Genomic DNA, 13339 nt, shown 5'->3' with positions numbered 1-13339 from the left:
CCGGGCCTCCGGTCACCCGCCGGCGTCCGTCACGCCGCCACCGGGACCTCCGGCTCCGCGCCGTTCGTGGCGGGCGCGAGGGCCAGCTCCAGGACCTGGCGGACGTCGGTCACGGCGTGGACGTCGAGCTTGTCCAGCACCTCGGCCGGGACGTCGTCCAGGTCGGGCTCGTTGCGCTTGGGGATGATCACGGTCGTGACCCCCGCCCGGTGCGCGGCGAGCAGCTTCTGCTTCAGGCCGCCGATCGGCAGGACCCGCCCGGTCAGCGAGACCTCGCCGGTCATCGCGACGTCGGTGCGCACCAGCCGCCCGGACAGCAGCGAGGCCAGCGCCGTCGTCATCGTGATGCCCGCGCTCGGTCCGTCCTTGGGGACCGCGCCCGCCGGGAAGTGGATGTGCGCGCCCCGGTCCTTGAGGTCGGCCACCGGCAGTTCCAGCTCGGCGCCGTGGCTGCGCAGGAAGCTCAGCGCGATCTGCGCCGACTCCTTCATCACATCGCCCAGCTGACCGGTCAGGGTCAGGCCCGCCGCGCCCGTCTCCGGGTCGGCGAGGGACGCCTCGACGAAGAGCACGTCGCCGCCCGCGCCGGTCACGGCGAGACCGGTCGCGACACCCGGGACCGACGTGCGGCGCTCGGCCGGGTCCTGCGCCGACTCCGGCACGTGGTGCGGCCGGCCGATCAGTCCGCGCAGTTCCGCGTCCGTGATCGTGAACGGCAGCTCCCGCTCGCCGAGTTCGTGCTGGGCCGCGACCTTGCGCAGCAGCCGGGCGATGGAGCGCTCCAGGGTGCGCACGCCAGCCTCGCGCGTGTACTCGCCGGCCAGCCTGCGCAGCGCGCTCTCCTCCAGGGTGACCTCGTCCTTGCCCAGGCCCGCCCGCTCCAGCTGGCGCGGGAGCAGGTGGTCGCGGGCGATGACGACCTTCTCGTCCTCCGTGTAACCGTCCAGGCGGACCAGCTCCATGCGGTCGAGCAGGGCCTCCGGGATGGCTTCGAGCACGTTCGCCGTGGCCAGGAACACCACGTCGGACAGGTCGAGTTCGACCTCCAGGTAGTGGTCGCGGAAGGTGTGGTTCTGGGCCGGGTCCAGCACCTCCAGGAGGGCCGCGGCCGGGTCGCCGCGGAAGTCGGAGCCGACCTTGTCGATCTCGTCGAGCAGGACGACCGGGTTCATCGAACCGGCCTCCTTGATCGCGCGGACGACGCGGCCGGGCAGCGCGCCGACGTAGGTGCGCCGGTGGCCGCGGATCTCCGCCTCGTCGCGGACGCCGCCGAGGGCGACGCGGACGAACTTGCGGCCCATGGCGTGGGCGACGGACTCGCCGAGCGAGGTCTTGCCGACGCCGGGCGGGCCGACGAGCGCGAGCACGGCACCGCCGCGCCGCCCGCCGATGACCCCGAGGCCGCGGTCGGTGCGGCGCTTGCGCACCGCCAGGTACTCGGTGATCCGTTCCTTCACGTCGTCCAGGCCGGCGTGCTCGGCGTCGAGGACGGCCTTGGCGCCCTGGATGTCGTACGCGTCCTCGGTCCGCTCGTTCCACGGCAGTTCGAGGACGGTGTCCAGCCAGGTGCGGATCCAGGAGCCCTCGGGCGACTGGTCGCTGGCGCGCTCCAGCTTGTCGACCTCCTTGAGAGCGGCCTCACGGACCTTCTCGGGCAGGTCGGCGGCCTCCACACGGGTGCGGTAGTCGTCGGACTCCTCGCCGTCCTGTTCGCCGTTCAGCTCGCGCAGTTCCTTGCGGACGGCCTCCAGCTGACGGCGGAGCAGGAACTCGCGCTGCTGCTTGTCGACGCCCTCCTGGACGTCCTTGGCGATGCTCTCGGCCACGTCCTGCTCGGCGAGGTGGTCGCGCAGCTGCTGGGTGGCGAGCTTCAGCCGGGCCACCGGGTCGGTGGTCTCCAGCAGTTCGACCTTCTGCTCGGTGGTCAGGAAGGGCGAGTAGCCGGAGTTGTCGGCGAGCGCGGAGACGCCGTCGATGGCCTGGACGCGGTCCACGACCTGCCAGGCGCCGCGCTTGCGCAGCCAGGCGGTGGCGAGTGCCTTGTACTCCTTCACCAGCTCGGCGACGTGTCCGGGCTGCGGGTCCGGCACCTCCTCGTCGACCCGTGTGCCCTCGACCCACAGGGCCGCGCCCGGTCCGGTGGTGCCGGCGCCGATCCGCACCCGGCCGCGACCGCGGATCAGTGCGCCCGGGTCGCCGTCGGCGAGACGGCCGACCTGCTCGACCGTGCCCAGGACGCCGATGCCGGCGTACGAGCCGTCGACGCGCGGGACCAGGAGCACCTTGGGCTTGCCCGGTTCGGAGCGGGCGGCGGCCTGGGCGGCCTCCACCGCGGCGCGTACGTCGGGATCGTTGAGGTCCAGCGGCACCACCATTCCGGGCAGCACGACCTCGTCGTCGAGCGGCAGCACAGGCAGAGTGAGCGTTGTGGACGCAGAGGACTCAGAAGCCATGATCTCCCCTTCGGCATTCAAGTTGAGCTATGCCGACTCAATGCACGTGAGCCTTCGATTGTTCCCCTGGCCGCGTTCGCTCTGAGCGATCGCTCCGTCACCGCCTCCGGCCTGCGGAAACACCCGGGTGCGCCGCCAGAGCCGGACCAGCGGCCAGAGGGCGACGCCGATGCCGAGGGCGATCAGGTGTCCCCAGTCGGTCAGCGGGTCGGTGAACGCGACCAGGCCCCCGACGAGGGCGCCGCCGGTCCCGAGGAGCAGCAGCCGGCGCGGCCAGGGGGCCAGCAGCCCGGCGAGGGCGCCGGCGGACGCGGCCATGCCGAAGCTGACCCCGATGTCGAGCCGGTGCAGCGAACTGTCGGGCAGATGGCCGGCGAGGACGGCGAACCCCACGGGCACCTCGGTGGCGAGGGTGGCGAACACATGGCCGAGCAGGAAGACGGCGAGGGTGCGCGCCCCGCCGATCCGCCGTTCGAGGGCGCCCAGTACGACGACGAAGGCGAGCCCGAACGGCGACCACAGTCCGCCCACGATCCACAGGGCGCTGGTCAGCAGCACGGGCCCGGGGGTGCGCAGCAGATGCGCCACGTCGGTGCTCGACGCCTGCTGGAGGTCGCGCACGAGATCGGGGTCGGCGAACTCGGCGACGAGGGAGGTGACGACGAGGAGGAGGGCGTAGACGAGGGTGACGGGCGTACGTGCTGCGCGTTCCACGGACCACGGCCTCCTTCCGCACGGCTGTTTGGGTGAACCCGAGGTGGCGGTCGGGTGTTCCCGGGAACAGGAGGACGCTCGTACGGGTGAACTGTGCGGCCCACCTGCCGTCATCCGTAATTCCCCGGGCCGTGACCGCCCGTTCGGGCAGGATGGGCCCATGACCAGCGCCTACGAGATCCCCGAAGTACTGGACCGGCGCGAGGGCCCCTACGGCGAGGTCGTCCTGCGCCGGCACGGGCGGCTGCTCCAGATCATCGCCAACGGCTGCTTCCTGATGGACACCTCGGACGGCCGCTCGGAACGCCTCCTCGTCGACGCCGCGTCGAACTCCCTGGACGGCAGGGCGGCGCCCGACGTGCTGATCGGCGGCCTGGGCGTCGGGTTCTCCCTGGCGCACGCGGCCGCCGATCCCCGCTGGGGGCGGATCACGGTCGTCGAGCGGGAGCCCGCGGTGATCGACTGGCATCGCCGGGGCCCGCTGTCCGACCTGTCCGCGGCCGCCCTGGCCGATCCGCGCACGGCGATCGTGGAGAGCGATCTCGTCGCGTACGTCAATGTGACGTGCGACACGTTCGACGCGCTGTGCCTGGACATCGACAACGGCCCCGGCTGGACGGTCGACGAGGGCAACGACAGCCTGTACTCACCGGCCGGACTGGCAAGCTGCGCAAGGGTGTTGAGGCCCGGAGGGGTACTCGCGGTGTGGTCCGCGACACCCTCCCCGGAATTTGAAGGATCCTTGCGGAATGCCGGGTTCAAACAGGTGCGTACCGAAGAGATCCCCGTTGCCCGGGGCGTTCCCGACGTCGTGCATCTCGCCGTACGACCTGGATAGCGACGGCAGGGCCCGTCCCCGTAATGTGCTTCCCTGACGCCGATCATTCAAGCGTCAAACGCAGTCATGGAATCACCCCACGGATTCCGGAAAGCACACATCAGGGGCGGGCGATGGAGCAGACACACACCTCGCACAGCGGCACCGCGGCCACACCGGGCGCACAGCGCCGCGTCCTGGTCGTCGAGGACGACCCCACGATCGTCGACGCCATCGCGGCCCGCCTGCGCGCCGAGGGATTCCTCGTGCAAACGGCGGGCGACGGACCGGCGGCCGTGGACACCGCCGAGGCATGGCAGCCCGATCTGCTGATCCTCGACATCATGCTGCCGGGCTTCGACGGCCTGGAGGTCTGCCGCCGGGTGCAGGCCCAGCGCCCGGTGCCGGTGCTGATGCTCACCGCGCGGGACGACGAGACCGACATGCTGGTCGGGCTCGGGGTCGGCGCCGACGACTACATGACCAAGCCGTTCTCGATGCGGGAGCTGGCGGCGCGGGTGCACGTGCTGCTGCGCCGCGTGGAGCGGGCGGCCCTCGCCGCGGCCACGCCGCGCTCGGGCATCCTGCGCCTGGGCGAGCTGGAGATCGACCACGCCCAGCGCCGGGTGCGGGTGCGCAGCGAGGACGTGCACCTGACGCCGACCGAGTTCGACCTCCTGGTCTGCCTGGCCAACACCCCGCGCGCGGTGCTCTCCCGCGAGCAGCTGCTGGCCGAGGTGTGGGACTGGGCGGACGCGTCGGGCACCCGCACCGTCGACAGCCACATCAAGGCGCTGCGGCGGAAGATCGGCGCGGAACGCATCCGCACGGTGCACGGCGTGGGCTACGCGCTGGAGACACCGACGCCATGAGCGAGGGGCGGCCGGCCGCACGGAGGAGCCCCGGGGAACCCTGGGGCGGCGTACGCCCGTTCTCGATCAAGACCAAGCTGGGCGCGCTCGTCGTCATCTCGGTGCTGATCACCACCGGTCTGTCCATGATCGCGGTGCACACCAAGACGGAGCTGCGCTTCATCACGGTCTTCTCGATGATCGCCACGCTGCTGATCACCCAGTTCGTGGCGCTGTCCCTGACCTCGCCGCTGGACGAGATGAACGCGGTGGCCCGCTCGATCTCGCACGGCGACTACACACGCCGGGTGCGCGAGAACCGCCGCGACGAACTGGGCGACCTGGCCCAGACGATCAACGTCATGGCGGACGAGCTGGAGGCGCAGGACCGCCAGCGCAAGGAGCTGGTGGCGAACGTCTCGCACGAGCTGCGCACCCCCATCGCGGGGCTGCGCGCGGTGCTGGAGAACATCGTGGACGGGGTCACCCGGGCCGACCCCGAGACCATGCGCACGGCGCTGAAGCAGACGGAGCGGCTCGGCCGGCTGGTGGAGACGCTGCTCGACCTGTCCCGGCTGGACAACGGCGTCGTACCGCTGCGCACCCAGCGGTTCGAGGTGTGGCCGTACCTCTCGGGCGTGCTGAAGGAGGCCAACATGGTCGCCTCCGCGCGCGCGGGCATCGCGTCGGACTCGGGCAGCCACTCGCGCACGGACGTGCACCTGCACCTCGACGTCTCCCCGCCCGAGCTGACCGCGCTCGCCGACCCGGAGCGCATCCACCAGGTCGTGGCGAATCTCATCGACAACGCGGTCAAGCACAGCCCGGCGCACGGCCGGGTGACGGTGAAGGCGCGGCGCGGGCCGCTGCCCGACTCGCTGGAGCTGGAGGTCCTGGACGAGGGTCCGGGCATCCCCAGGTCCGAGTGGCACAAGGTCTTCGAGCGGTTCAACCGGGGGGCGGTCAGCCGACCGCACGGACCGGGCAGCGACGGCGGTACGGGCCTCGGCCTGGCGATCGCGCGCTGGGCCGTCGATCTGCACGGCGGCCGGATCGGTGTGGCCGAATCCGAGCGGGGGTGCCGGATTCTCGTCACCCTTCCGGGAGAGCCTTCCGCGCCAAGTTGACGTAAAGTTCGAATCGGAGCAACAAGATCCACGAGCGTCCGCGCCGACGGACACGTGTGATCAGCGAAGGCCCGCGCCCGTCGAGCGCCGGGGCCCCGGTCGAGGCGTACCTCTCACGGATGAACCACGCTTGTTTCCCGCCATTTCAAGTCCCGAAACACACATTCCGATGTGACTTACGCGACGATGAACCTGCCCGACCTGACCTTCCCGGCCGCGGGGGCGTAGCCTTTATTCCCGCTGTCCATCACCTTGTGAAGCGGAAGAGGGCGGTTGCCGCCGTGTCGCCACAGTCCCCCAGTAACTCGAGTCTTTCGACCGACGACCAAGCCGGGAAGAACCCTGCCGCCGCGTTCGGTCCCAACGAGTGGCTCGTCGACGAGATCTATCAGCAGTACCTCCAGGACCCGAATTCGGTAGACCGAGCCTGGTGGGACTTCTTCGCCGACTACAAGCCCGGCGCGGCCGCCGCGTCGGCTCCGGCGGGTGCCGCGGCCGCGGGGGCCGCGGAGACCACCGCCGCCGCTCCGGCCGCTCCGGCGCAGCCCGCCGCCGCGGCCGCCCCCGCGGTGCCCGCACCGGCCCCGGCCGCTCCCCGGCCCGCCGCCGCGGCGCCTGCTCCGGCCGCCCCGGCGCCCGCGAAGCCGGCGCCCGCGGCCAAGCCGGCCGCGTCGGCCGCGCCCACTGCCGGGGCGCCCGACGGCCCGGAGTTCGTGACGCTGCGCGGCCCGTCCGCCGCGGTCGCCAAGAACATGAACGCCTCGCTGGAGCTGCCGACGGCCACCTCGGTCCGCGCGGTCCCGGTGAAGCTGCTGTTCGACAACCGCATCGTCATCAACAACCACCTGAAGCGGGCGCGGGGCGGGAAGATCTCCTTCACGCACCTCATCGGCTTCGCGATGGTCCAGGCCATCAAGGCCATGCCGTCGATGAACTGGTCGTTCGGCGAGAAGGACGGCAAGCCGACCCTCGTCAAGCCGGCGCACGTCAACCTCGGCCTCGCCATCGACCTGGTCAAGCCCAACGGCGACCGCCAGCTGGTCGTCGCGGCGATCAAGAAGGCCGAGACCCTGAACTTCTTCGAGTTCTGGCAGGCCTACGAGGACATCGTCCGTCGCGCCCGCGACAACAAGCTGACGATGGACGACTTCACCGGCGTCACGGTCTCCCTGACCAACCCCGGCGGCCTCGGCACCGTGCACTCCGTGCCGCGCCTGATGCCCGGCCAGTCGGTGATCATGGGCGTCGGCTCGATGGACTACCCCGCGGAGTTCCAGGGCACCAGCCAGGACACCCTGAACAAGCTCGGCATCTCGAAGGTCATGACGCTCACGTCGACCTACGACCACCGGGTCATCCAGGGCGCCGCGTCCGGCGAGTTCCTGCGCCAGGTCGCCAACCTGCTGCTGGGCGAGAGCGGCTTCTACGACGACATCTTCGAGGCCCTGCGCATCCCCTACGAGCCGGTCCGCTGGCTCAAGGACATCGACGCGAGCCACGACGACGACGTCACCAAGGCCGCCCGTGTCTTCGAGCTGATCCACTCCTACCGGGTCCGCGGCCACGTCATGGCCGACACCGACCCGCTGGAGTACCGCCAGCGCAAGCACCCCGACCTGGACATCGTCGAGCACGGCCTCACCCTGTGGGACCTGGAGCGCGAGTTCGCCGTCGGCGGCTTCGCCGGCAAGTCGATGATGAAGCTGCGCGACATCCTCGGTGTCCTGCGCGACTCGTACTGCCGCACCACCGGCATCGAGTTCATGCACATCCAGGACCCGAAGCAGCGCAAGTGGATCCAGGACCGCGTCGAGCGCCCGCACTCCAAGCCGGAGCGCGAGGAGCAGCTGCGCATCCTGCGCCGCCTGAACGCGGCCGAGGCGTTCGAGACCTTCCTCCAGACGAAGTACGTCGGGCAGAAGCGGTTCTCCCTGGAGGGCGGCGAGTCCGTCATCCCGCTGCTGGACGCGGTGCTGGACTCGGCCGCCGAGTCCCGCCTGGACGAGGTCGTCGTCGGCATGGCCCACCGCGGCCGCCTGAACGTCCTCGCCAACATCGTCGGCAAGTCGTACGCGCAGATCTTCCGCGAGTTCGAGGGCAACCTCGACCCGAAGTCGATGCACGGCTCCGGCGACGTGAAGTACCACCTGGGCGCCGAGGGCACCTTCACCGGCCTGGACGGCGAGCAGATCAAGGTCTCGCTGGTCGCCAACCCCTCGCACCTGGAGGCGGTCGACCCGATCCTGGAGGGCGTCTCCCGCGCCAAGCAGGACATCGTCAACAAGGGCGGCACGGACTTCACGGTGCTGCCGGTGGCGATCCACGGCGACGCGGCCTTCGCGGGCCAGGGTGTGGTGGCCGAGACCCTGAACATGTCGCAGCTGCGCGGCTACCGCACCGGCGGCACGGTCCACATCGTCATCAACAACCAGGTCGGCTTCACCGCGGCCCCCGAGTCCTCGCGCTCCTCGATGTACGCGACGGACGTGGCCCGCATGATCGAGGCCCCGATCTTCCACGTGAACGGCGACGACCCCGAGGCCGTCGTGCGGGTGGCGCGGCTCGCCTTCGAGTTCCGCCAGGCGTTCAACAAGGACGTGGTGATCGACCTCATCTGCTACCGCCGCCGCGGTCACAACGAGTCGGACAACCCGGCCTTCACCCAGCCGCTGATGTACGACCTGATCGACAAGAAGCGCTCGGTGCGCAAGCTCTACACCGAGTCCCTGATCGGTCGTGGCGACATCACCCTGGAAGAGGCCGAGCAGGCGCTCCAGGACTACCAGGGCCAGCTGGAGAAGGTCTTCACGGAGGTCCGTGAGGCCACCTCGCAGCCGGTGGCGTCCGAGACGTCCGACCCGCAGGCCGAGTTCCCGGTCGCGGTCACCACGGCCGTCTCCACGGAGGTCGTGAAGCGGATCGCCGAGTCCCAGGTCAACATCCCCGACCACATCACCGTCCACCCGCGTCTGCTGCCGCAGCTGCAGCGCCGGGCGGCCATGGTCGAGGACGGCACGATCGACTGGGGCATGGGCGAGACCCTCGCCGTCGGCTCCCTGCTCCTCGAAGGCGTCCCGGTCCGGCTCGCCGGCCAGGACTCGCAGCGCGGCACCTTCGGCCAGCGTCACGCGGTCCTCATCGACCGTGAGACGGGCGAGGAGTTCACGCCGCTGATGTACCTCGCCGAGGAGCAGGCGCGGCTGAACGTCTACAACTCGCTGCTGTCGGAGTACGCGGCGATGGGCTTCGAGTACGGCTACTCGCTGGCCCGTCCGGACGCGCTGGTGATGTGGGAGGCCCAGTTCGGCGACTTCGTCAACGGCGCCCAGACGGTCGTGGACGAGTTCATCTCGTCCGCGGAGCAGAAGTGGGGCCAGACGAGCGGAGTGACCCTGCTCCTCCCGCACGGCTACGAGGGCCAGGGCCCCGACCACTCGTCGGCCCGCCCTGAGCGCTTCCTCCAGCTGTGCGCGCAGAACAACATGACGGTCGCGATGCCCACGCTCCCGTCGAACTACTTCCACCTCCTGCGGTGGCAGGTGCACAACCCGCACCACAAGCCGCTGGTCGTCTTCACCCCGAAGTCGATGCTGCGCCTCAAGGCGGCGGCCTCGAAGGCGGAGGAGTTCACGGCGGGCCAGTTCCGTCCGGTCATCGGCGACGAGACGGTCACCGACCCGGCGGCCGTCAAGAAGGTCGTGTTCACCGCGGGCAAGGTCTTCTACGACCTGGACGCCGAGCGGCAGAAGCGCGGCGCGACGGACACCGCGATCATCCGGATCGAGCGCCTGTACCCGCTGCCGGGTGCCGAGCTCCAGGCCGAGATCGCCAAGTACCCGAACGCCGAGAAGTACCTGTGGGCCCAGGAGGAGCCGGCGAACCAGGGTGCGTGGCCGTTCATCGCCCTGAACCTGATCGACCACCTGGACCTGGCGGTCGGCGCCGACGTCCCGCACGGTGAGCGGCTGCGCCGCATCTCGCGCCCGCACTCGTCGTCCCCGGCGGTCGGCTCCGCGAAGCGTCACCAGGCGGAGCAGGAGCAGCTGGTGCGTGAGGTGTTCGAAGCGTAGGCGCTCCGCTGGGTCGGCCGTGATGGGTCGTCCGTGATGGGTCGTCCGTTGTCTGCGGGCTTCGTTGTGGCTGGTCGCGCCCACGTGGCGGAGCCGCAGATCGACAGAGCCCCGCGCCCCTTCGGGGCGCTGAAGGGCCCGTTCCCGGATCAGTTCGGGGGCGGGCCCTTTGGTGTGGGGGCGTTACGTGGTTTGGGGTTCGAAGTCCCAGAAGGGGCGGTTGCGGGAGCGGGCGGAGATGGTGTGGACGTGCTGCTTGCCCAGGGTCGTGTCGAGGTCGGAGAGCGCCTCCTGCTCGACCTTCTCGGCCCGCTGGCGTTCGCGCAGTCCGCGGAGGTCGGCGGCGTACGCGATCCGGGCGGACAGGGTGAGCGGGTGGGAGCGGCCCAGGACGTCGGTGGCGTGCGTGGCGGTGGCCTTGCTGAGCGCGGCGGCGCCCTCGGTGTCGCCGACGAGGTTGCGCAGCGCGGAGGCGTTGACGGCGCAGCCGAGTGTCCAGGGGTGGTGCTCGCCCACGGCGGCGGCCATGGCGGCCAGTGACTGCTCCAGCAGGACGTGGGCGTGTTCGCGCTCGCCGACGTTGCGCAGGATCAGGGCCTGGTTGGCGCGGGCCCCGGCGACGAAGGGGTGGGTGTCGGCGAGCATCACCTCGTAGCGGGCCACGACGGCCTCGCTGAGTTCCCGCGCCTGGTCGATGTCGCCGTTCTCGCGGGCGAAGCAGCTCTGGGCGCAGGCGAACATCAGGGTCCAGGGGTGGGTCTCGCCCATGACGCGCTCGCCGCGTTCCAGGACCCCGGTGAACAGCTCCGCGGCCCTGGCGCGATCGCCGCTGCGGTACTGGCACAGCGCGAGGTTGTACTCGGCCTTGAGGGTCTGGGGGTTGTTCTCCCCCATCACGATCCGGTTCTCGCGCACGCTCTGCGCCTGGACGGACTCCGCCTCGCCGTAGCGGCCGAGCAGCCGGAGGTCGATGGAGTAGGAGATCTGGGAGTCCAGCGTCCAGGGGTGGCGCCCCTTGAGGAGCGTCCTGCGGGACTCCATCACCTGGCGGTCGATGTCGAGCGCCTCCGCGTAGGAGCCGAGCAGCCGGAGCGAGACGGCGATGTTGTTGCGGGCGTTGAGGGTGCGTGAGTCCTGCTCGCCGAGCAGGCCGTTGTAGGCGACGACGACCCAGCGGGACAGTTCGAGGGCCTCGTCGTAGCGGCCGAGGCCGCGCAGGTCGGCGGCGAGGCCGCTGGCGGCACGCAGGTGTTCCAGGTCCTCCGGTCCGCGTTCCTCCCGCAGGTGTTCGACGGCGGCGCGGTCGAGGGCCTCGGTCCTGGCGTACTCGCCGTCCGCGCGCAGCACGTTGACGTAGTGGAAGGCCAGTTCCCAGATGCGGGGGTGGCTCGGCCCGAGCAGTTCGCGCCAGGCTTCCATGGCGCGCTCGCCGAGCTTGATGCCGGCCGCGTACTCGCCGGAGAAGTACATGTAGCGCAGGCAGTTGAGGACCAGGCCCTGGACCCGGGGGTCCTTGCTCTGGAGGACGTCGGCGTACTTGAGGTGGGGCACGAGTTCGGCGTACCCGAGCCACAGGCGGGTGTCGGTGGGCCTGCGCGGGTCGGCGGCGGCGAGGGCGCGGCGGACGACGTCGACGAACTCGGCGCGGTCCGCGTCGGGCATGTCCTTGTGGACGATCTGGTGGACCATCCGGTGCAGGTAGAGGGACTCGCCGGAGGAGACGGCCTCGTCGCCTGCGCTCTCGTGGGACTCCAGGCGGACCACCGAGTACTGGCGGAGCTGGTTGATCGCCTTGTTCCACAGCAGCGGGTCGTCCAGCAGCCGGGCGATCTGCTCGGGCAGGTCGTCGGCGGGCATCTCCTTGAGGAGGCGCACGGGGATGAAGCCGGGCGCGAAGAAGGTGCACAGCCGCAGCAGGTCGACGGATTCGGGGACGGTCTCGCGGAGTTTGTTCAGCAGTATCGACCAGGCGGTCTGGAAGGCGAGCGGGAAGTCCGCCGACACCTTGACGACGTCCTGGTCGATGCCGCCCTCCAGCAGGGCGATGTAGTCGTCGACCGACAGGTCGGAGTCGTTGAGCCAGCCCGCCGTCTGGTCCAGCAGCAGCGGCAGGTCCTCCAGGGCGTCGGCGAGCTGGTCGGCCTCGGGTTCGGAGAGGCGGGGCGCCCGGCGGCGGATGAAGGCGACGGACTCGTAGCGCTCGTAGACGGGCACCTCCAGCAGCATGCTGTTGTGCTCGCTCCACTCGGGGTTGCGCGAGGTGACGATGACGTGCCCGGGGCCGGTCGGCACGAGGTCCCACACCTGGTCGGGTTCGTCGGCGCCGTCCAGGATGATCAGCCAGCGGGCGAACGGGTCGCCCCGGCGCAGCGAGTCGCGTACGGCGCGCAGCCGTTCGCCGTACTCCTGGCCGGTCTGGAGGCCCAGTTTCGGGGCGAGTTCGGCGAGGCCGCGGCGGTAGGTGACGCGTTTCTCGGCGTTGACCCACCACACGACGTCGTACTCGGAGCCGAAGCGGTAGACGTACTCGGCGGCGAGCTGGGTCTTGCCGACGCCGGACATGCCGTGGAGGGTGACGACGCCCGCGCCGGGCTCGGCGCCGGTGAGCCGGTGGTACGCCTCGTTGAGCAGGGCCTCGCGGCCGGTGAAGCGGGTGTTGCGGCGCGGCACGCCGCCCCACACCTCGGGCATGGTGGCCGGGAAGCGGGGTCCGCGCCGGGCGCTCACGGTGGACTCGGGCAGGGGGTCGGAGGGCAGGCCGAGCCGTTCCAGCAGGCGCCGTTCGGCGTCCTCGGCACCGGTGTTGATGAGGTTGACCGCGCCGAGCACGGTCGCGGCCGAGGGGACGGACGCGGTGGTCAGGGACACGGCCGCGAAGCGGGAGGGGTCGGGGGCGACGACCTCGCGCAGGGCCGCGTTCCACTCCTCGTTGGTGCGCGGGCCCAGTTGGAAGTACCACTCGCTGACCAGGATGAGGATGCGGCCCTCGGAGAGCTTGAGGTCGCGCAGCAGGTCGGCCAGGGGGATGTCGGACGGCGAATCCCAGCGCTGGAACACGACGCGCAGCCCCCGCCGTTCGAGCCGGTCGCCGATCCAGGCGGCCCAGGCCCGGTTGAACCCGGCGAAGCTGATGGTGACGGTCGGTTTCGCCGCGTCCTCGGTCGGCCCGACCGGCGTACGAGCTCCAGACATGCAGCGGCCTCCAGCGCGTAGTCCTGAAAAATCGTAGAACCTCGGCGCATCGCTGGTAAGTGGGGCGCGCCCGCGAAGGACGCCTCGGCGCGACGATCTTCGCGCAGCGGAGGGC

7 protein-coding genes are annotated in these 13339 nt (G+C 70.8%); 4 read left to right on the top strand and 3 right to left on the bottom strand.

The annotated features are described in order from the left end of the window. Positions 1–29: 29 nt before the first annotated feature. Together lon and AB0F77_RS33915 are read right to left on the bottom strand one after the other, a co-directional pair. Complete coding sequence (gene lon, locus AB0F77_RS33920) at positions 30–2453, bottom strand: endopeptidase La (RefSeq protein WP_361955651.1); 2424 nt, start codon at positions 2451–2453, stop codon at positions 30–32. A 27-nt stretch (positions 2454–2480) separates the two neighbouring features. Continuing rightward, positions 2481–3167: a rhomboid-like protein gene (locus AB0F77_RS33915; protein WP_361955649.1), complete on the bottom strand. Its 687-nt coding sequence runs from the start codon at positions 3165–3167 to the stop codon at positions 2481–2483. 160 nt (positions 3168–3327) lie between these two features. Here AB0F77_RS33915 and AB0F77_RS33910 point away from each other — a divergent pair, with 160 nt between their 5' ends. The 4 genes from AB0F77_RS33910 to AB0F77_RS33895 all read left to right on the top strand — a co-directional run bounded on the left by AB0F77_RS33910 (position 3328) and on the right by AB0F77_RS33895 (position 10032). Continuing rightward, positions 3328–4005, top strand: coding sequence for a spermidine synthase (locus AB0F77_RS33910; RefSeq protein WP_361955647.1), 678 nt, complete (start codon positions 3328–3330; stop codon positions 4003–4005). Between the two features lie 113 nt (positions 4006–4118). Continuing rightward, on the top strand, positions 4119–4856 hold the full coding sequence (locus AB0F77_RS33905; RefSeq protein ID WP_361955645.1) for a response regulator transcription factor: 738 nt from the start codon (positions 4119–4121) through the stop codon (positions 4854–4856). Continuing rightward, complete coding sequence (locus AB0F77_RS33900; protein ID WP_361955643.1) at positions 4853–5962, top strand: ATP-binding protein; 1110 nt, start codon at positions 4853–4855, stop codon at positions 5960–5962. Before AB0F77_RS33905 ends, AB0F77_RS33900 begins: the two co-directional genes overlap by 4 nt. A 281-nt stretch (positions 5963–6243) precedes the next feature. Next, positions 6244–10032 carry a multifunctional oxoglutarate decarboxylase/oxoglutarate dehydrogenase thiamine pyrophosphate-binding subunit/dihydrolipoyllysine-residue succinyltransferase subunit gene (locus tag AB0F77_RS33895; RefSeq protein WP_361955641.1) on the top strand — a complete coding sequence of 1263 codons (3789 nt, stop codon included), beginning with the start codon at positions 6244–6246 and terminating at the stop codon, positions 10030–10032. 183 nt (positions 10033–10215) lie between these two features. Here AB0F77_RS33895 and fxsT read toward each other — a convergent pair whose 3' ends face one another. After that, entirely contained in the window at positions 10216–13224 is a 3009-nt protein-coding gene (gene fxsT / locus AB0F77_RS33890; protein ID WP_361955639.1) for an FxSxx-COOH system tetratricopeptide repeat protein, read from the bottom strand. Positions 13225–13339: the final 115 nt, after the last annotated feature.

Source organism: Streptomyces sp. NPDC026672, assembly GCF_040638185.1.
In the GTDB taxonomy this organism is placed as follows: domain Bacteria; phylum Actinomycetota; class Actinomycetes; order Streptomycetales; family Streptomycetaceae; genus Streptomyces.
The sequence above is the reverse complement of the archived record's forward strand: the minus strand, read 5'-3'. Positions and strand labels throughout refer to the sequence as shown.

Bases quoted from the DNA above. Each gene is read 5' to 3' on its own strand.
- AB0F77_RS33900 (WP_361955643.1), top strand. From the start codon at position 4,853: ATGAGCGAGGGGCGGCCGGCCGCACGGAGGAGCCCCGGGGAACCCTGG.
- AB0F77_RS33905 (WP_361955645.1), top strand. From the start codon at position 4,119: ATGGAGCAGACACACACCTCGCACAGCGGCACCGCGGCCACACCGGGC.
- lon (WP_361955651.1), bottom strand. From the start codon at position 2,453: ATGGCTTCTGAGTCCTCTGCGTCCACAACGCTCACTCTGCCTGTGCTG.
- AB0F77_RS33910 (WP_361955647.1), top strand. From the start codon at position 3,328: ATGACCAGCGCCTACGAGATCCCCGAAGTACTGGACCGGCGCGAGGGC.
- fxsT (WP_361955639.1), bottom strand. From the start codon at position 13,224: ATGTCTGGAGCTCGTACGCCGGTCGGGCCGACCGAGGACGCGGCGAAA.